This is a genomic window from Kutzneria chonburiensis (genome assembly GCF_028622115.1).
In the GTDB taxonomy this organism is placed as follows: domain Bacteria; phylum Actinomycetota; class Actinomycetes; order Mycobacteriales; family Pseudonocardiaceae; genus Kutzneria; species Kutzneria chonburiensis.
The window spans coordinates 9,211,937-9,235,884 of record NZ_CP097263.1 but is presented as its reverse complement, the minus strand read 5'-3'; the positions used below and the strand labels follow the sequence as shown (position 1 = coordinate 9,235,884).

The 23,948-nt window shown below is 70.0% G+C and carries 22 protein-coding genes, 1 tRNA gene and 1 pseudogene; 10 read left to right on the top strand and 14 right to left on the bottom strand.

What is annotated here, in order from left to right; genetic code table 11:
- Positions 1-31 precede the first annotated feature (31 nt).
- The 4 genes and pseudogenes from M3Q35_RS42895 to M3Q35_RS42880 all read left to right on the top strand — a co-directional run bounded on the left by M3Q35_RS42895 (position 32) and on the right by M3Q35_RS42880 (position 4,282).
- Positions 32-973, top strand: coding sequence for a hypothetical protein (locus M3Q35_RS42895; RefSeq protein WP_273938319.1), 942 nt, complete (start codon positions 32-34; stop codon positions 971-973).
- Positions 974-988: 15 nt separating this feature from the next.
- Positions 989-2,002, top strand: a complete 1,014-nt coding sequence (locus M3Q35_RS42890) for a LacI family DNA-binding transcriptional regulator (protein ID WP_273938318.1) — start codon at positions 989-991, stop codon at positions 2,000-2,002.
- Positions 2,003-2,065: 63 nt separating this feature from the next.
- Complete coding sequence (locus M3Q35_RS42885; protein ID WP_273938317.1) at positions 2,066-3,208, top strand: MFS transporter; 1,143 nt, start codon at positions 2,066-2,068, stop codon at positions 3,206-3,208.
- A pseudogene (locus tag M3Q35_RS42880) lies at positions 3,186-4,282 on the top strand (alkaline phosphatase family protein). Before M3Q35_RS42885 ends, M3Q35_RS42880 begins: the two are co-directional and overlap by 23 nt.
- Here M3Q35_RS42880 and M3Q35_RS42875 read toward each other — a convergent pair.
- Entirely contained in the window at positions 4,279-5,838 is a 1,560-nt protein-coding gene (locus tag M3Q35_RS42875) for a long-chain-fatty-acid--CoA ligase (RefSeq protein WP_273938316.1), read from the bottom strand. The pseudogene M3Q35_RS42880 and the gene M3Q35_RS42875 sit on opposite strands and share 4 nt — an antisense overlap.
- Positions 5,839-5,915: 77 nt before the next feature.
- Positions 5,916-6,500, bottom strand: coding sequence for a histidine phosphatase family protein (locus M3Q35_RS42870; RefSeq protein WP_273938315.1), 585 nt, complete (start codon positions 6,498-6,500; stop codon positions 5,916-5,918).
- A 211-nt stretch (positions 6,501-6,711) separates the two neighbouring features.
- On the opposite strand from M3Q35_RS42870, the gene M3Q35_RS42865 reads away from it, so the two are divergent.
- Positions 6,712-6,785: transfer RNA gene (locus M3Q35_RS42865), tRNA-Cys, on the top strand.
- 58 nt (positions 6,786-6,843) lie between these two features.
- Here M3Q35_RS42865 and M3Q35_RS42860 read toward each other — a convergent pair.
- The 9 genes from M3Q35_RS42860 to M3Q35_RS42820 all read right to left on the bottom strand — a co-directional run bounded on the left by M3Q35_RS42860 (position 6,844) and on the right by M3Q35_RS42820 (position 15,668).
- Positions 6,844-8,328, bottom strand: coding sequence for an aldehyde dehydrogenase family protein (locus M3Q35_RS42860; RefSeq protein ID WP_273938314.1), 1,485 nt, complete (start codon positions 8,326-8,328; stop codon positions 6,844-6,846).
- A 33-nt stretch (positions 8,329-8,361) separates the two neighbouring features.
- On the bottom strand, positions 8,362-9,603 hold the full coding sequence (locus M3Q35_RS42855; protein WP_273938313.1) for an MFS transporter: 1,242 nt from the start codon (positions 9,601-9,603) through the stop codon (positions 8,362-8,364).
- A gap of 93 nt (positions 9,604-9,696) precedes the next feature.
- Positions 9,697-10,140, bottom strand: a complete 444-nt coding sequence (locus M3Q35_RS42850; RefSeq protein WP_273938312.1) for a VOC family protein — start codon at positions 10,138-10,140, stop codon at positions 9,697-9,699.
- A 7-nt stretch (positions 10,141-10,147) separates the two neighbouring features.
- Positions 10,148-10,522, bottom strand: coding sequence for a nuclear transport factor 2 family protein (locus M3Q35_RS42845; protein WP_273938311.1), 375 nt, complete (start codon positions 10,520-10,522; stop codon positions 10,148-10,150).
- Between the two features lie 27 nt (positions 10,523-10,549).
- A complete protein-coding gene (locus M3Q35_RS42840) occupies positions 10,550-10,969 on the bottom strand; it encodes an ester cyclase (protein WP_273938310.1) in 420 nt (139 codons plus the stop codon).
- Positions 10,970-12,541 carry a GMC family oxidoreductase gene (locus M3Q35_RS42835; RefSeq protein ID WP_273938309.1) on the bottom strand — a complete coding sequence of 524 codons (1,572 nt, stop codon included), beginning with the start codon at positions 12,539-12,541 and terminating at the stop codon, positions 10,970-10,972. It abuts the gene before it with no gap.
- A 2-nt stretch (positions 12,542-12,543) separates the two neighbouring features.
- Positions 12,544-14,070, bottom strand: a complete 1,527-nt coding sequence (locus M3Q35_RS42830; RefSeq protein ID WP_273938308.1) for a GMC family oxidoreductase — start codon at positions 14,068-14,070, stop codon at positions 12,544-12,546.
- A 32-nt stretch (positions 14,071-14,102) separates the two neighbouring features.
- Complete coding sequence (locus M3Q35_RS42825) at positions 14,103-14,504, bottom strand: nuclear transport factor 2 family protein (RefSeq protein ID WP_273938307.1); 402 nt, start codon at positions 14,502-14,504, stop codon at positions 14,103-14,105.
- A gap of 300 nt (positions 14,505-14,804) precedes the next feature.
- Positions 14,805-15,668 (bottom strand): LLM class F420-dependent oxidoreductase, encoded by an 864-nt coding sequence (locus M3Q35_RS42820; protein WP_273938306.1) that lies wholly within the window; start codon positions 15,666-15,668, stop codon positions 14,805-14,807.
- A gap of 85 nt (positions 15,669-15,753) precedes the next feature.
- On the opposite strand from M3Q35_RS42820, the gene M3Q35_RS42815 reads away from it, so the two are divergent.
- Together M3Q35_RS42815 and add are read left to right on the top strand one after the other, a co-directional pair.
- On the top strand, positions 15,754-16,716 hold the full coding sequence (locus M3Q35_RS42815) for a bile acid:sodium symporter family protein (RefSeq protein ID WP_273938305.1): 963 nt from the start codon (positions 15,754-15,756) through the stop codon (positions 16,714-16,716).
- A complete protein-coding gene (gene add / locus M3Q35_RS42810; protein ID WP_273938304.1) occupies positions 16,709-17,647 on the top strand; it encodes an adenosine deaminase in 939 nt (312 codons plus the stop codon). Before M3Q35_RS42815 ends, add begins: the two co-directional genes overlap by 8 nt.
- A gap of 25 nt (positions 17,648-17,672) precedes the next feature.
- Here the strand turns inward: add and M3Q35_RS42805 are convergent, their stop codons facing one another.
- Together M3Q35_RS42805 and M3Q35_RS42800 are read right to left on the bottom strand one after the other, a co-directional pair.
- Positions 17,673-17,876, bottom strand: a complete 204-nt coding sequence (locus M3Q35_RS42805) for a cold-shock protein (protein ID WP_273938303.1) — start codon at positions 17,874-17,876, stop codon at positions 17,673-17,675.
- A gap of 85 nt (positions 17,877-17,961) precedes the next feature.
- Positions 17,962-18,177, bottom strand: a complete 216-nt coding sequence (locus M3Q35_RS42800) for a hypothetical protein (RefSeq protein WP_273938302.1) — start codon at positions 18,175-18,177, stop codon at positions 17,962-17,964.
- 213 nt (positions 18,178-18,390) lie between these two features.
- Between M3Q35_RS42800 and M3Q35_RS42795 the strand changes: the two genes are divergently transcribed.
- The 3 genes from M3Q35_RS42795 to M3Q35_RS42785 all read left to right on the top strand — a co-directional run bounded on the left by M3Q35_RS42795 (position 18,391) and on the right by M3Q35_RS42785 (position 21,929).
- Positions 18,391-18,618: a hypothetical protein gene (locus tag M3Q35_RS42795; protein WP_273938301.1), complete on the top strand. Its 228-nt coding sequence runs from the start codon at positions 18,391-18,393 to the stop codon at positions 18,616-18,618.
- Between the two features lie 63 nt (positions 18,619-18,681).
- Positions 18,682-20,322 carry an ABC-F family ATP-binding cassette domain-containing protein gene (locus tag M3Q35_RS42790; protein ID WP_273938300.1) on the top strand — a complete coding sequence of 547 codons (1,641 nt, stop codon included), beginning with the start codon at positions 18,682-18,684 and terminating at the stop codon, positions 20,320-20,322.
- Between the two features lie 20 nt (positions 20,323-20,342).
- Positions 20,343-21,929, top strand: coding sequence for a hypothetical protein (locus M3Q35_RS42785; protein WP_273938299.1), 1,587 nt, complete (start codon positions 20,343-20,345; stop codon positions 21,927-21,929).
- On the opposite strand, the gene M3Q35_RS42780 is transcribed toward M3Q35_RS42785, so the two are convergent.
- Positions 21,906-23,933, bottom strand: a complete 2,028-nt coding sequence (locus M3Q35_RS42780) for a tetratricopeptide repeat protein (RefSeq protein WP_273938298.1) — start codon at positions 23,931-23,933, stop codon at positions 21,906-21,908. The genes M3Q35_RS42785 and M3Q35_RS42780 overlap by 24 nt on opposite strands.
- Between the last annotated feature and the right edge of the window lie 15 nt (positions 23,934-23,948).

The window sequence follows — 23,948 nt, the reverse complement described above, 5'->3', positions numbered from 1 at the left end:
GGTTCACAAGTTGATCTGCGATCCTGTGCCGGTGACCGAGTACGCCTACGACCGGACCCGAAACGTCCTGCTGGCGGTGTGGAGCGTCGGCATCGGCAACGTCGCGGAGACCGTCGTGGCGTTCGGCGACGATCTGCCCGGTCCCGAGCACGGCCTACAGCTGGCCTACGAGCTGACCCTGCTGTCCGAGCATCTGTGGCGCACCTACACCCATCCGCTGACCGAGGCCGTCGACCAGCCGGACGAGGCGCTCAGCCGGGCCCGCAACCAGCTGGCCGTCGACCTGGTCACCGGGGCCATGCGCGAGCCGCACCTGCCGGTCGGCAACCACATGCGGGTCTGTGACAGCGACGTGCTGGAAGCCGGCCACATGGTCGGCCGGACGTTGCACCGGATCGCCGATTTCGACGTCACCCAGCAGGCCGTGGCCGATGTCGAGGCGGAGATCGACGCGCTGCGCAAGGCGGCGCTGGGCGACCTGACCGGCCGGGCCAACCAGGCGGTGGTGCTGACCCGGTCGGATCCGCAGCCGAACCAGGTCGCCGCGGCCCACGCGTACTTCGAGAAGGACCCGATCGGGCCGCCCGAGCTGTACACCAAGATCGACGCGACCTCGGCCGCGGTGGCGGCGGTGCACTGGCTGGACGCGGCGATCATGACCATGCGGCGTGATTCGAACGGCGAGCTGTCCGACGCCTTCCGGCCGGTGCCCCAGGGCGACCTGACCGGCGACCTCGCGGTGCTGGTCTTCAGCCGGCTGGCCGGCGGCGAGCTGCCGCGGGACATCGTGATCTCGCTGGTGAAGGAGGGCATGTCGGCCCGGAAGCTGCTGGAGCGGCTGCTGATCGGCATCAACCACTGCTGGCTGCTGTACAGCGAACACGACACCAACGCGTCGTCTGATCAGATTTATGACACATTTCGCGCCAGGATGAGGAGAATGGCGGTTGAGGGACGAGACCGCATCCTGTAGTCGTGGAGGGCCGCCGTGGTGAGCATCGTGGACGTCGCGCGGGCGGCCGGCGTCGCACCGAGCACGGTGTCGTACGTGATCAGCGGCAAGAGACGCATCTCGCCGGGCACCCGGCAGCGGGTCGAGCAGTGCATCCGCGACCTGGGCTACCACCCCAACGCCGGTGCCAGGGCGCTGGCCAGCAGCCGCACGAACGTGCTCGCGCTGGCCGTGCCGCTGAGGCAGGACCTCAACCTCTCGGTGATCATGCAGTTCGTGTCGTCGGTCGTCACCTCGGCCCGTGAGCACGGGCTCGACCTCTTGTTACTCACCAAGGACGACGGTCCGGCCGAGTTACGTCGTGTGGCGTCCTCGTCCATCGCCGACGCCCTGATCGTGATGGACATCGAGTCCGTGGACGGCCGCATCCCGATGCTGTCCGCGCTGGACCGGCCGGCCGTGTTGATCGGGCTTCCGGACCAGCACAAGGGCCTGAGCTGCGTCGATCTCGACTTCACCGCCGCCGGCGCGACCTGCGTGCGGCATCTGGCCGACCTCGGCCACCGGGACATCGCGCTGATCGGCCCGTCGCCCGAGGTCTACCGCCGCGGCACCAGCTTCGCCGGCCGTTTCCGCCGCGGCTTCGACAACGCCGCCGCCGATCGTGGCGTGCAGGCCACCGTCCATCCGTGCGGCCCTTCCTACGACGCCGCGATGGCCTGCCTCGACCAGGTTTTCGCCGCACAGCGTCCCGTCACCGGCCTGGTCGTGCACAACGAGGCCGTGTTGTCGGACGTCCTCAGCGGCTTGGCCAGCCGTGGTCTCCGTGTGCCGGAGGACATCTCGGTTGTCGCCGTCTGCCCGGACACCATGGCCGACAGCGGCGCCGTCGCCGTGACCAATGTGGCCATACCCGCGCCGGAAGTAGGCGATCTCGCCGTGCGCATGACGATCCGTCAACTTGCCGGCCCGCCGGAGCCCGAGGTGCACCTGCTGCCGCCGCGGTTGACCGTGCGTCAGAGCACCGCACCGGCCGTCGTGCACATCTGATCAATCCCATTTGGCCTCCGATCGGCCCGTTGATCCCATCCCTGGACGCGGCAAGATCAGGGCATGGCGGACGTGAGCAGGATTCGGCTCGTGGCGGTCTATGCCGGCGCGACCATCGGACCGCTGGCCGGCGGGCTGGTCGCGCCGATGCTGCCCGAGTTGAGCCAGTCGCTGCACACCTCCGTGACCGACGCCGCCGGGTCCGTGACGGTGTACTTCATCCCGTTCGCGCTGCTGCAACTCGTGTCGGGGACGTTGGGCGAGCGCTGGGGCGTTCGCCGGACCGTCCGGGCGGCGTACCTGGTGTTCGTGGTGGCGTCGCTGGGCTGCATGGTCGCGCCGAACCTGGAGATCTTCCTCGCCGGGCGGGCGGTCCTGGGCGCGGCCAACGCATTCACCTCGCCGTTGTTGCTCGCCAGCCTCGGTGACCTCGTGCCGCGGGAGCGACTCGGACGCGCCGTCGGCCTGTACGCCAGCTGTATGTCCGGCGGCCAGTCGTTCTCGCCGCTCATCGGTGGCCTCGCCGCCGGCATCGACTGGCGACTGGGTTTCGCCGTGGTCGCGGTGGTATCAGTGGCCCTGGCCTTCGTCCCTCCGCTGGGCGAGCCACGACCCGGCACATCGGCACCACCGTGGCGGCCGCTGCTGAGCGTGCGCATGGGTTTGCTGTCCACGAGCGCCGTCGCCTCATTCCTGGGCGGCGCCGGGCTGCCCTTCCTGGTCGCGTTGTACGCCCACGACTTCCTCGGCGCATCGCCGGAAATGGCCGGCGTCTCACTGGTCGGCTTCGGCCTCGCCGGCCTGGTCTTGGGCCCCGTCTGGGGCATGGTCTGCGACCGCGTCGGCGCCAGGACCGTCGGCGTGATCGGCGCGATCACCGGCGCCGGTCTGATCGCCGCAATCGGCCTCACCGGTGCCCTGTGGTCGCTGGCCGTGTGTTGGACCGTCGCCGGCGCCGCGTCCGCGATGCTCACGGTGTCGCTCCAGAACCTGACCATGAGCGCCGTCCCCGGCAACCGCGCCGGCGCGGTGTCGGTCGTCTCCGGCTTCCGCTTCGCCGGCAGCGCCCTGGCCCCGGCAGCGTGGCTTCCCGTGTACCACAATGGGTCCACGATCGCCTTTGCCCTGGCGGGAAGTACCCAGCTGATCGCCGCGGCTGCGTTAGTCTGCCTGCGTGGTCGACATGATCCTGCCGCGTTACGGTGAACGCTCGCTGTGCGAGGTGACGCCGTCGCTGCTCGCGGCGCTCGGTGCGGCGGGCTTTGACAACGTGCTGGGCGTCGAGCGGGTGTCGGCGGCCTGCCTGCTGGTGATCGACGGCCTGGGCTGGGATCTGCTGCACGCCCATGCCGACGAGGCCCCGTTCCTGGCCCGGCACGCGATCGGCACGGAGCCGGTGACGGCGGGATTCCCGAGCACGACGGCGACCAGCGTGTCCACGTTCGGCACCGGGCTGCCCTCGGGCCAGCACGGGATCGTGGGCTACAGCTTCGCTGCGCCGGAGCTGCTGTACGCGTTGCCGTGGCGGGTCGACGGCGTGGATGCGCGGGAAACGCTGGTGCCGGAGGAGATTCAGCCGCTGCCGACGGCGTTCGAGCGTGCGGGCGTTGACGTGACGATCGCGGCGCCGATGCTGCAACGCGGCTCGGGCCTGACGCGGAGCGTGCTGCGCGGCGGCGTGTTCGAGCCGGTGTTCGCGCTGGGCGACCTGAGCTCCAAGATCGCGGCCAACCGCAGCGGGTTCTGCTATGCGTACCACGGGGATCTGGACACGATGGGTCACCTCTACGGCCCGGGCTCGGACGCCTGGCGCTGGCAGCTCAACCACATCGACCGGCTGATCGCCACCGTGGTCGACGCGCTGCCGCCGGGTGCGCTGCTGGCCGTGACGGCCGACCACGGCATGGTCGAGATGAAGTCCACAGTGGACTTCGACACCGAACCCCGCTACGGGAAGGAGTTCGCCTGCTCGGCGGCGAGCCCCGGGCCCGACACGTCTACACCGAGCCGGGTGCCGCGCCGGACGTACGGGCGAGGTGGCAGGACATGCTGGGCGACAAGGCAATCGTCGTCAGCCAGGAGCAGGCGATCGACGAGTACTGGTTCGGCCCGGTCGCCGACCGCGTGCGGCCGCGGATCGGCGACGTGCTCGCGGTCGCACTGGACGACATCGGCATCATCCGCTCGGACAAGGAAAAGATGGAGTCCGCGCTCGTCGGCGTGCACGGTTCGCTGACACCTGCCGAGATGCGGGTGCCGTTTCTGACCTTCGTCGGCTAGTCGGCGTAGAGTCGGCGCAGCTCGAACTTCTGCACCTTGCCGGTGGCGGTGCGGGGCAGGCTGTCGACGACGATCAGCGCGGTCGGCTTCTTGTACGAGGCGAGTTTGTCCCGGCAGTGCTCGACGACCTCGTCCAACGTGGGCGGGTCGGCCGGGTCGGCGGCGGTGACGACGGCGACGGGCGTCTGCACCCACTTCTCGTGCTTGACCCCGATCACGGCCACCTCGCCCACCTTGGGATGGCTGTCGATGACCGCCTCCACCTCGGCGCAGTAGATGTTCTCGCCACCGGAGATGATCATGTCCTTCTTCCGGTCCACCACCCAGATGAAGCCGTCCTCGTCGGCCTTGCACAGGTCGCCGGAGTGGAACCAGCCGCCGGCGAACGCCTCGGCGGTGGCCTCGGGCTTGCCCCAGTAGCCGGGGGTGATCACCGGGCCGCGATAGACGATCTCGCCGACCTCGCCCGGCTTCACGTCCCGCAGCTCTTCGTCGACGATCCGCACCTCGAGGCCCGGGATCGGCGTGCCGATCGACCCACGCTTGCGCACGGCGTCCTCCGCGCGCAGCAGACACACCGTCGCACAGGTCTCGGTCTGCCCGAAGGCGGTGAACGCCGCCGCGTTCGGGAAGGTGTCAGCCAGTGCCTGCAAGGTCGACGGCGTGGCCGGCGATGCGCCCCAGGTTATGTTGCTCAGCGCCAAGTTCCGCTCTTTGACGCCGGGCACCGCGCAGATCGCCTGCCACTGGCTCGGCACGAAGAAGGTCGTCGTGATCTGTTCCCGCGCCAGCAGATCGACCACGCCGGCCGGGTCGAAGCCGGTGCCGGAGTAGATCACCACACGGTCGCCGCCGAGCAGCCGACCCAGCGCGGTGCCCATGCCGGCGATGTGGAACATCGGCACGCCGAGCAGCACGACTTCGCCGTTCGGACACTTGCCGCCGGCCGCGATGCGTTGCAGCATCCCGGCCATGACCAGGTTCCGGTGGGTCAGCACGGCGCCCTTGGGCCGACCGGTGGTGCCCGAGGTGTACATGATGAAGGCCGGATCGTGTTCCGGCACCACGATGTCCAGGTCGTCGTCCGGCTCGGCGGCCAGCGCCGCCTCGAAGTCGTCACCGATGCACAGGGTGGACCGTACACAGTCCACTTCGGACAGTGCCGCCTCAGCCAGCGGGGCCGTGACCGGATCCACGATCATCAGGGTGGCCGCGCAGTCGTGCACGATGTAGGCGACTTCGCCCGCCACCAAGCGGAAGTTGACCGGCACCACGATCGCGCCCAGCCGCAGGACGGCGTAGAACGCCTCGGCGGTCTCGATGTGGTTGGTGGCCAGCACCGCCACCCGGTCGCCCGCGTGCACACCGCGCTCGCGCAATGCCCTGGCCAGCCGATTGACCCGGCGGTCGAGCTCGGTGTAGGTGCGCCGGGTCTCGTCCAGCTGCAACGCCACCCGGTCCGGGTAGATTCGGGCAGTCCGGGCCAGCTGATTGGCCAGCGCCATGCTGCCGGCCGCGGTGGCGGCCGCGACGTCCGGGTGCGATGCAGCGATCATCGTCCACACTCCCTTGTGCGCCAGGCCGTTTCGACGCTACCCAGGCAACGCGGCCGTGACAACACCCGGCCGGCCGATCAAGCCCCCAGCCGGCACAGCGTCCACCGCGGTGGCGGCCAGGCCGTCGGGTCACCGTCGGTGGTCCACTCGGTAATGGTCGCCGGCCCGATGGCCATGTCGAAGCCGCGCAGCAACGGCTGGTTGCCGAACGTCACCAGTGATGCCTCGACCGTTTCCTTGTGGCCGACCGCGATCACCGTTTCGTCTCGGTGCCGCGCCGCCAGTTCGAGCAGCGTGCGGCTGACCCGGAGGACCAGCTCCGCCCACGCCTCGTTGCCCGTCTCGAACGGTCGGAATACGCCACCGCCGTCGACCCCGAAGCGCCGCTGGAATTCCCCGGCGGTCATGCCCGTCGCCTCCGGCGGCGTGTGCCAGGTGCACAGGCCGCAGTCCTGCGTCACGCCGACCCCGAGCCGCTCCGCGATCACCGCCGCCGTCTCGATCGCCCGCACCTCCGTGGACGAGTAGACGACAGCCGGCCCCTCCACTCCCAGCCGCTCGACCACATCCACGGCCTGTCGTCGGCCCACCGCGGTCAGTCCTTCCGGGCCGCGCAGCGTGTGCTCGGATTCGCCGTGTCGAACCAGCAGCAGTCGAGGCATGACAAATACTCCACTGTGGACTGAGGAAATACCGTTGACGGCAACGCTGCCGCCGAGGCACTCTATCCGCAGTCACCGAACGAAGGAGTCCCGCCATGCTTTGTCAGCTGCCGCTGTAGGGGTCGGCTCTCGACGTTCGTCGATGCAGCCGCCGCGATCTCGTGGCGGCTTTTTTGTTGTGCCCACGGGTACTCGCGAGGAGACCTGCTCTGGCCCACGTCACGACGGTCGTGTGACGGTCTGCAAAACCGTTGGCACCGGGTTCGACTCCCGGGTGGGCTTCCACAGAGGACGGCAAAGGGCCGCCCGCGAGGTTCGCGGGCGGCCCTTTCACCGGGGAAAACTAGACCGACTGATCCACCCACACGGACTTGGTCTGCGTGTAGCTGTTCAGGCTCTCCGGCCCGAACTCCCGCCCGTAGCCGGAGGCCTTGTAACCGCCGAACGACACCGCCGGGTCGAACTGGTTGTAGGTGTTGATCCAGCACGTGCCGGCCCGCATCGCGGCGGCCACCCGGTGCCCGCGCCGGATGTCGCTGGTGTGCACGCCCGAGGCCAGGCCGTACTGCGTGCCGTTGGCGATCGCGATGGCCTCTTCCTCGGTGTCGAACGGGATCACCGCGAGCACCGGGCCGAAGATCTCCTCCTGCGCGATGCGCATGTCGTTGCGCACGTTGCCGAAGATCGTCGGCTCGAAGTAGAAGCCGCGTTCGCCGCCGGCCACCTGAGCCGGCCCGCCGCCGACGAGCAGCTCGGCCCGGTCCTCGTCGCGGCCGATCGCGGCGTACTCGCTGACCTTGTTGAACTGGCCGGCGTGCGCGAGCGGGCCGATCATCACCGACGGGTCGAGCGGGTCGCCGGGCCGGGTCGCCCCGGCCTGCTCGACCAGCGCGGACACCACCTGGTCGTACACCGGCCGCTGGACCAGCAGCCGCGAGCCGCTGGTGCAGATCTCGCCCTTGTTGTAGAAGATGCCGAAGAACGCGTTCTGCACCGCCTGGTCCAGGTAGGCGTCGGCGAAGATGATGTTGGCGGACTTGCCGCCCAGCTCCATCGTCACCTTCTTCAGCCCGTCCGCCGACGCGCGGATGATGCCCTGGCCGATCGCGGTCGACCCGGTGAACGAGATCTTGTCGACCGCCGGGTGGGCGACCAGCGCCTCGCCCAGCTCCGCGCCGGGCCCGGTCACCACGTTCAACACGCCGGCCGGCAGACCGGCCTCGGCGAACAGTGCGGCGATCTTGAGCGCCGACAGCGGTGTCACCTCGGACGGCTTGTGCACCACCACGTTGCCGGTGGCCAGCGCGGGCGCGAGCTTGGCCGCGGACAGCACGAGCGGGTGGTTGAACGGCGTGATCGCGCCGACGACACCGATCGGCTCACGCCGGGTGTACACCAGCATCTGCGGCAGGTTCGGCCTGGTCACACCGCCCAGATCAGCCACGAGCCCGGCGAAGTAGCGGTAGATGCCGGCGACCCAGGATGCCTCGGGGGCCGAGAACATGATCGGCTTGCCCATGTCGACCGTCTCGAGGACGGCGATCTCCTCGGCGTCCCGTTCGATCAGGTCGGCGACCTTCAGCAGCACCCGAGCCCGCTCACGGGCCGCCATCCGCGGCCACGGACCCTCGTCGAACGCGCGGCGGGCCGCGAGCACTGCTCGGTTCAGGTCCGCGACGCTTGCGTGCGCGATGTCGGCGATCTCCGAGCCGTCGGCCGGGTTGAGCGTGGGCTGGGTACGGCCGCCCTCGGCGTCGCGCCACTCGCCGTCGACGAAGAGCTTCGGCGGCGCCGTCATACGGACACCGGTATCGATGGTCGTAGTCATGTCTCGTCTCCCCCTTGGTAAGGGATTCTCAGATCAAGCGGGTGTGGCCGCAGGCTCCGCCGCGGGCACCACGGGCCGTGCGGTCCGGCGCGCCGAGATCAACATCGCGCCCACGGCGAGCACCTCGCAGCCGACGGCGGCGATGGGCAGCACCGACGGGCCGCTGGTCAGCAGCACGCCGCCGATCACGCCGGCGATCGCCTGTCCGAGGTAGAGCGCCGACGCGTTCAGCGACAGCACGACCGGCCCGTGCGGCCCGGCGACACCGAGCAGACGCTGCTGCTGCGCCGGGTTGAACATCCAGCCGAGCAGCGACCACACGGCGACGATCACGCACAGCACCACCGCGGCGACCACGCCGGGCGTGCCGAGCCGGGCGAGCGCCGACAGCGCGAGGAAGGCGACCATCAGGCCGGCCATGGAGATCACCGCGACCTTGGCCGGCGCCATCCGGTCGATGAGCACGCCGGCGACCAGGTTGGAGATCACCGCGCAGATGCCGAAGATGAGGTACACCACGGTGAGCAGGCTGCCGGTGATGCCCGCGGTGAGGCCGGCGAACCAGGCCAGGTAGGTGTAGATGACGAACACGCCGCAGATGGACAACGCGGTCGCCAGCAAGGAGCTCGGCACACCGCGGGTTCCCGCGACGACGATGCGCTGACGCAGCGAGGCCACACCGGTGGACGGCATCGCCTCCAGCGACCGGGCCAGGCCGACCAGCGCGATCAGGCCGAGCACCGCGACGAACACGAAGGTGGTGCGCCAGTCGGCGGCCTGGCCGACGAGCGTGCCCAGCGGCACGCCGAGCGCGGTCGCCAGCGTCAGCCCGCCGAGCACGACGGCCAGCGCGCGGCCACGTTCCTGCGGTGCGGCCAGCTGGGCCGCCACGGCCGAGGCCGCCGGCGTGTACATCGCCGCGCCGAGCGCCGCGACCACCCGCGCCACGACCATGATCGCGTAGTTCGGCGCGATCGCGGCCACCACGTTGGCCAGCACGAACACGCTCATGGCGATCAACAGCGCCCTACGGCGGCACATGTTGCCGGTGAGCACGGCGATCACCGGCGCGCCGACGGCGTAGACACCGGAGAACACGGTGATCAGCAGGCCCGCGACGCTGAGCGAGACACCGAGGTCGGCGCCGACGCGGGGCAGCACGCCGCTGATGACGAACGCGTCCGTGCCCAGCGCGAAGGTGCCGAGGGCGAGTAGGAGAACGGGTTTGCGGGCCGAGCCGCTGGGCAGCGCGGCCGCAATGGATCGAGCACGCATGCTGGATCTCCTCGGTCGAGATTGTAATGTCGTTCGACGGTAGGGTGGTCGGCCGATTGCGGGCGGTCACCGACCGCTACTGCGTCAAGTGCGTCATCCGATCCGGGCAAGCTCCGCCGGATCCTGGTCGACGTAGCCCTGGCTGACCTCGATCACCACGCCGTCGGGATCGGTCACCCACACCGTCTTCCAGTTCGGGATGAACTCGTCGAACCGCAACGGGCCCAACGAGACCGGCAGCCGGCCGTCGGCCCGCGCCAGGAACGCGTCGACATCGTCCACCTGGAACGCGAGGTGCCGGACGGTGCCGGGGTTCTGCGGCCCGTCGTTCTCGGTGTCCTGTGCCGGCTTCGCGTCGGTGCCGAACAGTTCGAGATAGACGTTGTCGTGCCGGAGGAACACCACCCGGACGCCATCGGCCTCCACCACCCTGGCCCGCTGGAAACCGAACCAGCGGACGTAGAACTCCTCGGTCACGCGCTGGTCCCGGCAGTTCAGCCCGACGTGCGCCCAGCGCACGGCAACCGCTGTGGTCATCGCGTCCTCACTTGCCCAGCACGGGCGCGAACGGCGCGCTGTCGTGGAAGTTGGCCATGTAGGTGATCTGGCCGTCCCGCACCACGAAGTAGTTGCAGACGTCGGCCTCGATCTCCTCGCCGTTCGTGGTGACGGCGGAGATGTGGGAGACCACCGCGGCCTGCTCCCCGTCCACCACCACGTGCGCGGGCACGTTGGCGAACTTGGTGTAGGTCTGCGGAAAACCCTTCATCATCTCGCGCAGCGTCGCGCGGCCCTCGACGTGGCCGGCCAGCTGCTCGTCCATCACCTGGTCCGGCGCGAACAGGTCGCACCAGGTGTCCCAGTCGCCGGCGTTGGCCAGCGCGTAGTACCGGGTCACGATGTCCTTCGTCGTTTCCATGGTCCCCTCCGAAAATCCGTGGATGTGTCAGTCGCCCCAGGACGGCAGCGGCACGCCCAGCTGCCCGACCAGCGTCAGCAGGTCGTCGACGGCCCAGCGCTCGACGAACCGGCCGTCCTCGACGCGCCAGAGTTCGTGGGTGTACCAGCGCAGCTCGTTGCCGGTCGGCGCCTGGCCGAGGAAGTCGCCGACGTGCTTGCCGGTCAACAGGATCCGGGTGAACACCTGGTCGCCCGCGCCGACCACGTCCTCGGGCGTCGCGACCATCTCGAGCGCATCGATCACGCCGGCCAGGTTCTTGCGGTACACCTCGAGGCTGGTGACGTCGACGAGACCGGGGTGGTGGTCGACGAAGTCGGCGACCATCACCTCGTCGAGCTGGTCGTAGTCGCGCCGGTTGAAGATGTCGGCGAACTTCAGGTACAGCTTCTCGTTCTCGCTGGGCATCTAACCCTCCGAAGCTCCACTATGGACAGTGAGGTTGGCCGCGCTGATCAGCGCGGCGGCCTTCTCCCCGATCATGATGCAGGCCGCGTTGGTGTTGCCGGCGACGATCTTCGGCATCACCGAGGCGTCCGCAACGCGCAGTCCGTCGACGCCGCGCACGCGGAGTTCACTGTCCACGACCTCACCCATCGAGCAGGTGCCGACCGGATGCCAGAGCGTGCCCGCGTTGCGGCGCGCGAACTCGGCCAGCTCGGCCCGGCTGCGCACCTCGGGACCCGGCGCGATCTCGACGTCGGTGAACTCGGCGTACGCGCTGGTGTGGGCCAGCGTTCGCGCCAGCTCGATGCTTTCGACGAAGGTGTCCACATCGTGGGGGTCGGCGAGGTAGTTCGGCTGGAGCACCGCGGTGGCGGCGGGATCGTTGGAGCGCAGGCCGATCGTGCCGACGCTGCGCGGCTGCACGATCACCGGGGCGAACGTGAAGCCGGGTCCCGGCCGGTCCAGCTCGGGGCTGACGAACTTCAGGCCGCCCACCTTGAACTGCACGTTCGGCGACGCGTCCGGGCCGACCTGGCTGCTGCGGGTGAACAGTCCCGTCTCGGCGATCAGCGTCGGCTCGGACGGCTGCTCCTGCTTGCTGAGGTAGACCACGCCGAGAATCATGTGGTCCTGTAGGTTCTGCCCGACCCCGGGCAGATCCGCGACGACGTCGATGCCATGCCCGGCAAGGGTTGCCGCCGGCCCGATGCCCGAGAGCATCAACAGCTTCGGCGATTCGTACGCGCCGCAGCTGAGCACGACCTCGCGGTCGGCCCGCACCCGCTCGACCCGTCCGTCCACAATGTACTCGACACCGACGGCCCGACCGTGCTCGATCACGACCCGGCTCACCTGGGCGTTGCTGCGCAAGGTGAAGTTGGGCCGGTCCATGATCGGCCGCAGGTAGGCGACGGCGGTGCTGGCCCGCCGGTGCTCCCGGGTCTTCGTCGCCTGGTAATAGAAGACCGTGTCTTCCTGGTGTTCGGCGTTGTAGTCGAACCGGCGGTCCTCGGCGCGCAGCCCGATCTCGGCGCCCGCCTCGAACAGCCGGTCGGCGACCGGGGTCGGGTCGGAGTGGTAGATCACGCTGAGCGGACCGTCCGCGCCACGGTAGCCCGACGCGCCGCCCTCGAAGTTCTCCATCTCCCTGAAGTGGGGCAACACATCCTGGTAGCCCCACCCGGTGTTGCCCAACTCGTGCCAGTGATCGAAGTCCCTGCGGTTGCCCCGCACGTAGACCATCGCGTTGATGGAGCTGGAGCCGCCCCACACCTTGCCGCGCGCGACCGGCACGGTCCGCCCGTGCAGGCCGTCCTGCGGCTCGGTGACGTAACCCCAGTCGATCTCGCTCGGCCCCCACAGCGACATCGTGGCGGCCAGCCGCTCGTCGTGGATCTCCGGGCGGGTGTCCGGCCCGCCGGCCTCGATCAGCAGCACCGTGGCGTCGGTACGGGTGGCCAGCCGGTGCGCCACCGCGCACCCCGCGGATCCCGCGCCCACCACCACGAAGTCGTACACCTCACCGGCGGGCATGCTCACACGCTCCGGCTCAGGTCGTCCTTGATGAACTCGGCCGCGCGCTCGGCGATCATCATCACCGCGGTCTGGCAGTTGCCGGTCGGCACCTCGGGGATCACCGACGCGTCGGCGATGCGCAGGCCCTCGACGCCGTAGACCTTCAGCCGCGGGTCGACGACGGCCAGGTTGTCGGTGCCCATCTTGCAGGCGCCGACGTAGTGGTAGTACGAGCCGACGTTGTCCTTGACGTACTGCGTGACCTCGGCCTTGGTGGCCACATCGGAGCCAGGGGTGACCTCCTTGACGCCCCATGCCGCGAAGGCCTTGGTGCTGAACAGGTCCCGGCCCAGCTCGAAGGCCTGCACCATGCGCTCCAGGTCCGACGGGTGCGACAGGTAGCCGGGGTCGAACAGCACGTTCTCGGTCGGGTCGGCGCTGGCCAGCCGGACCGTGCCGCGGGAGAGCGGCCGGACGAGGCCCGGGATCATGGTGGTCTTGCGCACGTCCGGCTCGGCCTGGAACTGGGCCCGGTGCACGAAGCCGATCTGGAGGTCCGGCACCGGCCAGCCACCGGTGTTGGCGAACAGGCAGACCTCGGACATCTGGAGGTTCGGCTCCGGCGCCAGCCGGTCGGTGATGTTGACCGGGGCCACCATCAGCACGTGGTCGTGGTAGTTCTCGCCGACGCCGGGCAGGGCCACCCTGGTCTCGATGCCGAACTGGCCGAGGTGCTCGGGCTGTCCGATGCCGGACAGCATGAGGATCTTCGGCGTCTGCAGGCCGCTGGCGGCGAGGATCACCTCGGTGCCGGCGTTCGCCGTCCGCACCTGACCGTCCACAATGTACTCGACTCCGGTGACCCTGTTGCCGTCGAAGAGCAGCCGGCTGACGAAGGACTTCGCGCTCAACGTGACGTTGGGCCGGGCCAGCGCGGGCTCGAGATACGCCGCGCGGGCGCCGAACCGCTTGCCGTCCTTCATGTCCAGGTGATGCCAGCCGGCGCCGGTCAGCGACTTGTTGAAGTCGTCGGTGTAGGCGTGGCCGAGCTCGACCGAGGCGTCGATGAACGTCTGGGACAACGGGTTCGGCGCGTGCGTGCCGGCGTTGATCATGTTCAGCGGGCCGCCGTGGCCGGCGGTCGGATTGGTGTCGTCCTCCTGGTTCTCCAGCTTCTGGAAGAACGGAAGCACGTCGTTCCAGCCCCAGCCGGTCGCGCCGTGGTAGGCCCAGTTGTCGTAGTCCAGCGGCTCACCACGCAGGTGGATCATGTGGTACAGGTTGGTCGAGCCGCCGACGCCCTTGCCGCCAGCGGCGTACACCTTGCGGCCGTCCAACGCCGGCTGCGGCACGCTGAAGTAGGCCCAGTCGAGATCGGTGAAGTGGTGCTCCGCCCAGCGGTGCGGCACGTCGACGCTGTCGGGCACCGACGCCGCGCCCGCCTCCAGCACCAACACTGTGGCGCCAGGGATCTCACTGAGCCGGTCGGCCAGCACGGAGCCGGACGAACCGGCGCCCACCACGATGAAATCGTACTTGTCCGCCACGGTGTTCCCTCCTACCTTGCCGGTCGCCGCGATCAGATGGCGACGAGGTCGCCGACGGCGTACGTGCTGATCACGGGGCCGGTGGCGGTCTTCACCAGCTGCCACGTCTGGTTCACGCGGAACTTGGAGCGCGAGTCGTCGGCGTTGTTGGTCGCCTCCCACACCACCGTGACCGCGATGTCGATCGTGTCGCCGTTGTCGGTGCTGCTCAGCAGTTCCACGGTGTGCGTCTGGTCCGAGAACGCCTCGCCGACGGCGACGTACCAGTCGCGGAAGTCCGCGTGGCCGCGCAGGGTGCGCTCGGGAAAGGCCATCTCCAGGCCGTCGTCCGCGACCATCGGCAGCAGCCGCTCGACGGGCTCGTGGTCGCTGAGCAGGTCGTACCACTGCTGGACGAACGTCGCGACGTCCCGCGGGTTCTGTTCTGCAGGCATGGTTTCCGTCCACTCCTCCACTAGCGGCCTGGGACACCGGCCTTCGCCGCACAGGCCATCCGTGCTTGGCCGGTTCAGCATCGGTGTCACCGCGCCATGGCTCAAGGCGCATTGCACGCAGTAGGGGCAAACGACATCGGCCGCGCCGATGGAAAGTCCATAGTGGACTGTACGAAGTGGGTCGGCCCCGCGCGGCGACCTCGTCAAGTCGCGGCGCCGGGCCGAGAAAGGAAAAGGGGCGTCAGAAAGACGCCCCGAGACCACAGTGGCCCCTCGGAAACCGAGGGGCCACCGCGGGAATCACAGATCGGCCACGCGCTGCACGGCCGGTGCGACGAACTCCTCGATCCACCGGGACGGCGTGCCGGTCGGCGGGGCGATCATCACGGTCTTGATGCCGAGCTTGGCGTAGTCCTCCATCTGCGCGACGAAGGTGTCCAGGTCGTCGGACCGCGTGGTCAGGGTGGCCTCGATCTCGGCGAAGTCGCGGCCGACGGTGTCGCAGTGGCCCTTGATCACGTCGAGCTTGTGGGCAACCTCCTCGACCGAGCTCGGGAACAGGTTGCACGCGTCGGCGTACTGGGCGACCAGGCGCAGGGTCTTCTTCTCGCCGCCACCGCCGATGAGGATGCGCGGGCGCGGCGAACGCACGGCCGGCGGGTGGTTGATGGTCTCGGCCAGCTGGTAGTACTTGCCCTCGTACGGCCCGTCGTTGCCCTGGTCGAACATCTGCCGGCAGATCTGCAGCGTCTCCTCCAGCCGCTCGAAGCGCTCCTTGAGCGGCGGGAAGTTGACGCCGAGACCGGCGTGCTCCCGGTCGTACCAGGCGGCGCCGATGCCGAGCGTGCCCCGGCCGTTGGACAGCACGTCCAGGGTCGTGACGATCTTGGCCAGCAGCCCGGGGTTGCGGTAGGTCACGCCGGTGACCAGCAGGCTGAGCTCGGCGGTCGAGGTGTGCGCGGCCAGGAAGCCGAGCGTGGTGTAGCCCTCGAGCATGTCGTCGGTCGCGCCGCCGTTGTGCTCCATCTGGAAGTAGTGGTCCATCACGGAGATCCAGCCGACGCCGGCGGCCTCGGCGGCGCGCGCGGTGGTGGCGAGCTCAGCGGCGACGGCCGAGGAGCCCGCCGGGTTGTCGAACTTGGTGATGTGGACGCCGACTCGCACGTCGTCTCCCATTCGGTCGTGAGTGTCGCCACAACGCTAGGCGCTGGAGCGCACTCCAGGTCAATGCCGTGCTTATGCTGCGCTGATGTCCCGGCTGCGGATAGATCCGTACATCCTCCTGCTGCTGGCCACGGTCGGCCTGGCCGCCATCCTGCCCGCGCGCGGGACGGCCGCAACCGGACTCGGGCACGTCACGACCGTCGCCATCGGCCTGCTGTTCTTCCTGTACGGGGCACGGCTGTCCACTCGGGAGGCGCTGGACGGCCTCAAGCACTGGCGGCTGCACACGCTGGTGCTGGCCTGCACGTACGTGCTGTTCCCGGTGCTCGGCCTGCTGTGCGGGCTGCTGGTGCCGACGGTGCTCACCCCGGACCTGTACTCCGGAGTTCTGTTCCTGTGCTGCCTTCCGTCGACCGTGCAGTCCTCGATCGCCTTCACCTCGATCGCCCGCGGCAACGTGGCCGCGGCCATCTGTAGCGCCTCGTTCTCCAACCTGATCGGGATCGTGCTGACCCCGCTGCTGGTCACGGTGTTCATCGTGAACGGCAGCGGCGGCGTCTCCTTCGACTCGATCCGGGACATCCTGCTCCAACTGCTGGCCCCGTTCCTGGCCGGCCAGGTGCTGCGGCGGTGGATCACCCCGTTCCTGACCCGGCACAAAAAGATGTTGGGCTACGTGGACCGGGGATCCATCCTGTTGGTCGTGTACGCCGCATTCAGCGAGGGCGTGGTCGCCGGCATCTGGGGCCGACTGTCCGTCGTCTCGCTCGCCCTGCTGCTCGCATGCAACGCCGCGTTGCTTGCGTTCGTCCTCGTGGCCACCACGGTGCTGGCCCGCCGGCTCCGGTTCGGCCGCGCCGACGAGATCGCCATCGTGTTCTGCGGGTCGAAGAAGTCACTGGCCAGCGGCCTGCCCATGGCCAGCGTGCTGTTCCCGGCGGCCTCGGTCGGCCTGATCGTGCTGCCGCTGATGCTGTTCCACCAGATGCAGCTGATGGTCTGCGCCTGGCTGGCCCGCCGCTACGCCGACCAGTACTCGCATGCGTGACCTGGCCGCGCTGCCCAAGGCGCACCTGCACGTCCACCTGGAGAGCACGATCCGGCCGTCGACGCTGGCCGAGCTCGGTTTCGCCTCGGACACCACGGAATTCGACAGTTTCCGCTCGTTCGCCGACCACAACTCGCTGGTACGGCAGTGTCTCCGGAAGCCGGAGCACTTCACCCGGATCGCCGCCGAGTTCAGCGAAGACCAGCGGGCGCAGGGAGTTCGCTACGGCGAGGTGACCTTCACGGCCGCCGCGCACGGCGAGCGGCTCGGCGACCTGGAGATGCCGCTCGACGCCGTGCTGGACGGCCTGGGCCCGGAGTTCACGGTGATCCTGGACCACTCCCGGCGACGGTCCCCCGAGCGCTTCGCCGCCACGCTCGACCTGGCCCGCAAACACGATCGGGTGGTGGCGATCGGGATGGCCGGCGAGGAGCGGCACCCGCTCGCGCCGTTCGCCGAACTTCTCGACGCGGCAAGGGATGCCGGTGTCCGGCTGGTCCATCACGCCGGTGAGGACGCCGGGCCGGCCAGCATCGTCGAGGCCCTGGACCTCGGCCACGCCGCCCGTATCGGTCACGGCATCCGCTGCCTGGAATCACCCGACCTGGTGGCCCGGCTGCGGGACTTGCGGGTGCCGCTGGAGGTGTGCCCGTCCTCCAACGTCGGCCTCGGCCTGGTGCCGTCCTGGCCGACCCACCCGCTGCCACGGCTGGTCGACGCCGGGCTGCTGGTCACCGTGAACACCGACGTGCCGGCCTCGGTCGGCACCGACCTGGTCACCGAGTATGAGCGGATCCGCGCGCACTTCGGCTACGACGACGCGGCGCTGGCCGCGCTGGCCCGGGCCGGCGTCGAAGCCTCGTTCGCACCGGACGCGAGCAAAGCGCCGTTGCTTGCGTCCATCGACGACTGGCTTGCGCTCGGCCCGTGACGGCCACGAGCCGAGCGGGCCCGGCTCAGAGCATGCGGACGCTGACCGCCTGCGGTCCTTTTCGCCCCTCGCCGACCTCGAACTCCACCGCCTGGTCGTCGGCGATGCCGCCGAAGTCGTAACCCTCGATCTCGGTGTGGTGCACGAACAGGTCAGGCCCGCCGGCCGCGGGCGCGATGAACCCGAATCCCTTGGCGCCGCTGAACCATTTGACTGTTCCCTGAGTCATGGGAGTCCTCTTCTTCGTTGTGGGGGCGTGCGCCTACGCCCGACGCCGTGGCCCGATTCGGACCCGGTCGGGCGAGCGAGCCCGGTCAGACGGAGACGCGCACAGCCCGGGACGGCTGTTCGTCCAGCCCGAGCATGCACAGCAGCTCCCGGCAGTCACCGACGTCGAGGGCGTTGCCCGCGACGGTGATGGTGGCCCGGGCCTGCTGGTCGGCGAGTACCGCCTCGGCCGCGTCGGCGCGCTCCTGGCCGATTCCGCCGGCCACGGTGCGGGACCGGTCCGTCCGCGTGATGCGCCTCATGACCGGCACCACGGCATCGAAGAAGAAGGTAAAACGCGAAGGTCGAGCAGGCATTCCGGCTGCAAGCCGGTGCTCCCGTCTCCGGCCGGTGACCACCGAGCCGGGTTGGGTCCGGACATCGTGCCGGCGGACTGCCGACCACTGAGGCCCTGACCAGCCGACTGTACCCCAGCGGGGGCGGACAGCGAAGAAACGGCGCAGTACGGTCGCCGTATGCCCGAACAAGCAGGTGGCCCCGTACTCGGCCCGACCCTGGACGAGTGGATCAAGGCACGCGACGAGACCAAGCGGCACCTGGCCACCGCGGCGCCGCCGGTCGACGAGCCCTGGGTGCAGCGGCTGTCCGACCTGCTGACCACCGAGCGCTCTTGGCAGGACCAGTACACCCAGCTGATCGCGCTCGGCCGCAGCGACGGCCGGTTCCCGTCGTCCAACCGCTGACCGCGGGCCCCGAGGGAAACCGGGCCGGCCTCGAATCCGCCCTCCAGTAGGATTCCGGCTCTGATGAGCGCCACACTCGTAGCCAAGGACCTTGCCGCCGGGCATGGGGACCGCGTGCTGTTCACCGGCCTGGACCTGGTCGTCGCCCCCGGCGACGTGATCGGGCTGGTCGGCGTGAACGGCGCTGGCAAGTCGACCCTGCTGCAGACGCTGGCCGGGCTGCTCCGGCCCGAGCAGGGGTCGATCCGGCTGAACCCGCCGACCGCCACCGTCGGGCACCTGCCGCAGGAGCCGGAGCGCCGCCCGGGCGAGACCGTCCGGGCGTTCCTCGGCCGCCGCACCGGCGTCACGCAGGCCCAGCTCGACCTGGACACGGCCACTGAGGCGCTGACCGAGGGCCGGCCCGGCGCCGACGACGCGTACGCGGTGAGCCTGGACCGCTGGCTGGCGCTCGGCGGCGCCGACCTGGACGAGCGGATCGACGAGGTGATCGCCGACCTCGGCCTGGCCGTCGGCCTCGACCAGGCGATGACCTCGCTGTCCGGCGGCCAGGCGGCCCGCACCGGCATGGCCTCGCTGCTGCTCAGCCGGTACGACATCTTCCTGCTCGACGAGCCGACCAACGACCTGGACCTGGACGGCCTCGGCCGGCTGGAGCGGTTCGTCTCGGAGCTGCGGGCCGGCACGGTGCTGATCAGCCACGACCGCGAGTTCCTGGCCCGCACGGTGACCCGCGTTGTCGAGCTGGACCTGGCCCAGCAGCAGGTCAACACCTACGGCGGCGGCTACGAGTCGTACCTGGAGGAGCGGGCCACCGCCCGCCGGCACGCCCGCGAGGAGTACGAGGAGTACGCCGACACCAAGTCCTCGCTGGAGGAGCGGGCCCGGATGCAGCGGGCCTGGGCCGACAAGGGCGTGCGCAACGCGATCCGCTTCCCGAAGGACAACGACAAGAACGGCAAGCGCAAGCGCATCGAGTCCAGCGAGAAGCAGGCGGCCAAGGCCCGGCAGACGGACAAGCTGCTGGAGCGGCTGGACGTCGTCGAGGAGCCGCGCAAGGAGTGGGAGCTGCGGATGGAGATCGCCGCCGCGCCCCGTTCCGGGTCGGTGGTGGCGACGCTGCGCGGGGCCGTCGTCCGGCGCGGCGACTTCACCCTCGGCCCGGTGGACCTCCAGATCGACTGGGCCGACAAGGTCGCCATCACCGGGGCCAACGGCGCCGGCAAGTCCACGCTGCTCGCGGCCCTGCTCGGCCGGGTCGATCTCGACGAGGGCAACGCGGCGCTCGGCCACGGGGTCGTCGTCGGCGAGGTCGACCAGGCCCGGCAGCTGTTCTTCGGCGACGCGACGCTGCTGGACTCGTTCGGCGCGGCCGTGCCCGAGCTGGTGCCGGCCGAGGTCCGGACGCTGCTGGCCAAGTTCGGGCTCGGGGCCAACCACGTGCTTCGGCCGGCGGTGACGCTGTCCCCGGGCGAGCGCACCCGGGCCGCGCTGGCGTTGTTGCAGGCCCGCGGGGTGAACCTGCTGGTGCTGGACGAGCCGACGAACCACCTGGACCTGGCGGCGATCGAGCAGCTGGAGTCGGCGCTGGCCAACTACCCGGGCACGTTGCTGCTGGTCACGCACGACCGGCGGATGCTGGCGGCGGTGCAGACCACCCGGCACATCGAGGTCGTCGACGGCAAGGTGTTCGACCGGCGCTGACCCGCTAGTGTTGCGGGGCAATGGAATTGCCCGGTGGTGACTCGCGGTGGCAGACGCGCTCGCCCGCGCGCACGGTGGTGTTCGCCGGCCGCACCACCACGTCGACCATCCGGCTGCTGGACACGATGTGGTTCTTCGGCGCGGACGACCGGGTGCAGCTGCGCTTCACCGTGAACGAAACCAGCCGGTTCAGTACAGGTGCGCGTGAGGTGCTGGGCGCGGCCGGGGTGCGGCGGCTGATCCCGTGGCCGGACGTCCGGCAGACCCGGTACGGGCTGCTGGTGTCGGCCAGCGAGAACCTCGACTTCCAGGACCTGCACGTCGAGCAGCGGGTGCTGGTGCTGCCGCACGGCATCGGCTTCAACAAGATCGTGCCCTCGGCCGACGGGCCGCGGCTGGCCGGCCTGCCGCCGGCCGAGGCGTTGCGGACCGGCCGGGTGACCGTCGTGCTTGCCCATCCTGACCAGCGTGAACAGCTGCTGGCCGCCTGCCCGGAGATCGACGGGCACACCGTGGTCACCGGCGATCCGGTGTACGACCAGCTGCGCGGCAGCCTGCGGCTGGCCGAGCACTACCGGCACCGCCTCGGCACCGGCGACCGGCGGCTGGTCTTCCTGTCCTCGACCTGGGGCGCGACCTCGCAGCTCGGGCGGGTGCGGGACCTCGCGACGCGGCTGCTGGGCACGCTGCCGGCCGACCGGTACCAGGTGGCCATGGCCGTGCATCCGAACGTATGGGTCGAGCACGACGTGGACGTGCGCCGGTGGCTGCACCACGCCACCAATGCGGGTTTGGTGCTGTTGCCGCCCGAGCGGGGATGGCACGCCGCGCTCGTCGCCGCCCATCTCGTGATCGGTGACCACGGCTCGATTTCCCTGTACGCCGCCGCGCTCGGCAAGCCGCTGCTGCTCACCGGCTACGGCGACGAGGTCGTGCCCGACACCCCCGTTGATGCCCTCGGCCGTCTGGCCTCGCACCTCGATCTCGACGCTGACCTGCGTAAACAGGTCGATCAGGCGATCGCCGAGCACGATCCCGCGGTGTTCGGCCCGCTGACCGGCCGGGTCTTCGCCCATGTCGGCACGTCCACTGGTCGGCTGCGGGATGCGCTGTACCGCGAGCTCGAGCTTGCGCCTGGTGAAGACCCGCCGCTCCCCCGCGTCCCCGACGCCCCGGTGTCGGCCGAGCCTGTCACCGCGTTCAACGTGCGGGCGGTCTTCACCGGGCCTGACACGCTGGCCATCGACCGTTTCCCTCGCGCCGCGAGCGCCCGGCAGCCCGACCAGCACCTCGCCGTCCGGGAGGACGAGTCCGACCTGCGCCTGGCCGAGCTGGCATCGGTGCTGGTCAGGGCCGATATCAGGCCCGATCCCGCCGGCTGGGTCGCGCGCAACCTGCCCTTGCACGGGGCCGTGGTCGTCGCGGCGGCCACCCCCACCGGCTGCTTCGCCGCCGTACGGGACGGCCGCCGTGTCGCCGTCGCCGGCTCGCCCGACCCCATGCTGCTGGCCTCGGCCGTCTACGCCTGCGTCACTGCCCAGTGTCCGCTCACCCAGCAGCTAACCGTTGCCGGGCAACGGGTTTCACTCGCCGAGCTTGGCCCGTAGCCGCTCCACCTCGGGGCCGCCGAACTGCTCCTGGATCTCCAGCGCCTTGGCCAGCTGGGCCCGCCGCTCCGTCTCGTCGCCGGTCAGCGCGGCCAGATCGGCCAGCGCCTCCCGGGCCTGTACCACGTAGTTCAGATGGCCGCCGTCCTCCAGCGCCTCAAGTGAACCAACCAGTACAGTCCGGGCCGCGTCGATCCGACCGAGTCGCATGTGGACGGTCCCGAGCCCGATCCCCGCCCGCGCCGCCATCCGCTCGTCCCCCACCGCCCGGCACAGCTCGATCGCCTGCCGCAGCGTGGATTCGGCCTCGCCGTAGCGTTCCTGGGCCAGCTGCGCCATGCCCAGGAACATCGTCACGAACGCGATGCCGCGCCGGTCGTCCTCCTTGGCGAACTCGGCAATGGCCCGCTCGTACGCCTCGATCGCGCCCGCCGGATCGCCGATGTTGTCACGGAACCGTCCGATCAGCTCCCACACCGAGGCCAGCAGCCGCACATCGCCCGACTCCTCGGCCAGCGGCAACGCCAGATCCAGTTGCCGCCGCGCGCGGTCGACATCGTGAAGGTCCAGCAACGCCCGCGACATGAAGCTGCGCAGCCGCGCCTCCACCCGCCGGTTGCCGACCTCGCCGGCCGCCCGCGCACCGATCTCGCTGGACTCGATCCAGTCGGCCAGATAGCGCTTACCCAGGTACAACGCGGTCAGGCTCTCGGCCAGCTGCCAAGCCTCGTCGTGCCAACCGAAAGTGTGGGCCGCGCGCACGGTGGCGAGCAGGTTCTGACGCTCGGCGTCCAGCCAGGCATAGGGTTCGAGCCCGTCCCACGGATCGTCCAACGGCTCCGGCGCCGGCGTGAAACGCAGCCGTCCAGGACCGAGAAGGTGTTGATCGGCCAACGCCGTCCGGCGCAGGTAGTACTGGATCGACCGCAGCACAACGCCTTCGCGCTCGGTCGCCGACTCACCGGCCAGCGCCTGCTCCTCGGCGTGCCGCAACACCAGGCTGTGGAAGCGAAAGCGGCCGTTGTCCTGCTCGGTCAAGAGATTCACCGCGACCAGCCGGTCCAGTGAGCCCGGCGTGCCGGTGGCCTCGTCGGCCAGCCGCTCGGCGAAATCGACCACCGGCAGCATGCTCAGCCGCCGGTACAGCCGCGCGTTGTCGTCGGAAAGATCCTGGTACACCACGGAGAACAGGGCCGACACCGAGTCGATGCCCCGGGCCCTGATGTCGGCGACGAGCTTGCCCACCCGCATCGATCGCCGCTCCACCAGTCGCGTGCCGGCGGTGCGCAGCGCGATCGGCAGGCCCTCGCACAGCGTGACGAGCTCGTCGGTCGCCGCCGACTCGGCGTCCAGGCGCGCCGGGCCGGCGATGCCGGCCAGCAGGGCCCGACCGTGCTCGGCGTTGAGCGGTTCCACCATCAGCACTTCGGCGCCGAGCTGGCCGATCAGTTCCGCCAATCGGTCGTTGCTGGTGACGAGCACGACGCTGCCGGAGCCGTTGGGCAGGAACGGATACACCTGCGCCGGCTCGGTGACGTCGTCCAGCACCACCAGCGACGCCCGGCCGGCCGCGCAGCTGCGGTAGAGAGTGGTCAGCTCCGGCAGGCTTTCCGGGATCAGCTCGTCCTGGACGCCGTAGCTGCGGACACAGGCGCTCAGCGCGTCCCGGACCGTCCGGCCGCGCAGGTCGACGTACAGCTCCCCACCCGGGAACGGAGTCGGCCGGCTGCCGGCGAGTTCGCCCGCGGCCCGGGTCTTTCCGCTGCCCGCCAACCCGGTGAGCACCGCGACCCGCGTCGGCACCTGCGGATCGGCCGACAGCAGGCTTTCCGCGCGGGCCAGCAGGTCGACGCGGTTCACGAAGTGCGGCAGCCGGGCCGGCAGCTGGCGCGGGACGACCGGCGCGTGCTGGTAGATCGTGACCGGCCCGGTGATGTCGCGCGCCTGGATGACGATTCCGGCGTTGTCGCCCGAGAGCTCGTTGCTGACCGACTCGTCCGACACGGAGGTAAACGGTAC

Coding starts and splice junctions, on each gene's coding strand:
- M3Q35_RS42840 (WP_273938310.1), bottom strand. CDS start 10,969: ATGCCCAGCGAGAACGAGAAGCTGTACCTGAAGTTCGCCGACATCTTC.
- M3Q35_RS42855 (WP_273938313.1), bottom strand. CDS start 9,603: ATGCGTGCTCGATCCATTGCGGCCGCGCTGCCCAGCGGCTCGGCCCGC.
- M3Q35_RS42800 (WP_273938302.1), bottom strand. CDS start 18,177: ATGAGGCGCATCACGCGGACGGACCGGTCCCGCACCGTGGCCGGCGGA.
- M3Q35_RS42875 (WP_273938316.1), bottom strand. CDS start 5,838: ATGATCGCTGCATCGCACCCGGACGTCGCGGCCGCCACCGCGGCCGGC.
- M3Q35_RS42835 (WP_273938309.1), bottom strand. CDS start 12,541: ATGCCCGCCGGTGAGGTGTACGACTTCGTGGTGGTGGGCGCGGGATCC.
- M3Q35_RS42805 (WP_273938303.1), bottom strand. CDS start 17,876: ATGACTCAGGGAACAGTCAAATGGTTCAGCGGCGCCAAGGGATTCGGG.
- M3Q35_RS42795 (WP_273938301.1), top strand. CDS start 18,391: ATGCCCGAACAAGCAGGTGGCCCCGTACTCGGCCCGACCCTGGACGAG.
- M3Q35_RS42860 (WP_273938314.1), bottom strand. CDS start 8,328: ATGACTACGACCATCGATACCGGTGTCCGTATGACGGCGCCGCCGAAG.
- M3Q35_RS42845 (WP_273938311.1), bottom strand. CDS start 10,522: ATGGAAACGACGAAGGACATCGTGACCCGGTACTACGCGCTGGCCAAC.
- M3Q35_RS42815 (WP_273938305.1), top strand. CDS start 15,754: ATGTCCCGGCTGCGGATAGATCCGTACATCCTCCTGCTGCTGGCCACG.
- M3Q35_RS42825 (WP_273938307.1), bottom strand. CDS start 14,504: ATGCCTGCAGAACAGAACCCGCGGGACGTCGCGACGTTCGTCCAGCAG.
- add (WP_273938304.1), top strand. CDS start 16,709: ATGCGTGACCTGGCCGCGCTGCCCAAGGCGCACCTGCACGTCCACCTG.
- M3Q35_RS42850 (WP_273938312.1), bottom strand. CDS start 10,140: ATGACCACAGCGGTTGCCGTGCGCTGGGCGCACGTCGGGCTGAACTGC.
- M3Q35_RS42785 (WP_273938299.1), top strand. CDS start 20,343: ATGGAATTGCCCGGTGGTGACTCGCGGTGGCAGACGCGCTCGCCCGCG.
- M3Q35_RS42790 (WP_273938300.1), top strand. CDS start 18,682: ATGAGCGCCACACTCGTAGCCAAGGACCTTGCCGCCGGGCATGGGGAC.
- M3Q35_RS42870 (WP_273938315.1), bottom strand. CDS start 6,500: ATGCCTCGACTGCTGCTGGTTCGACACGGCGAATCCGAGCACACGCTG.
- M3Q35_RS42885 (WP_273938317.1), top strand. CDS start 2,066: ATGGCGGACGTGAGCAGGATTCGGCTCGTGGCGGTCTATGCCGGCGCG.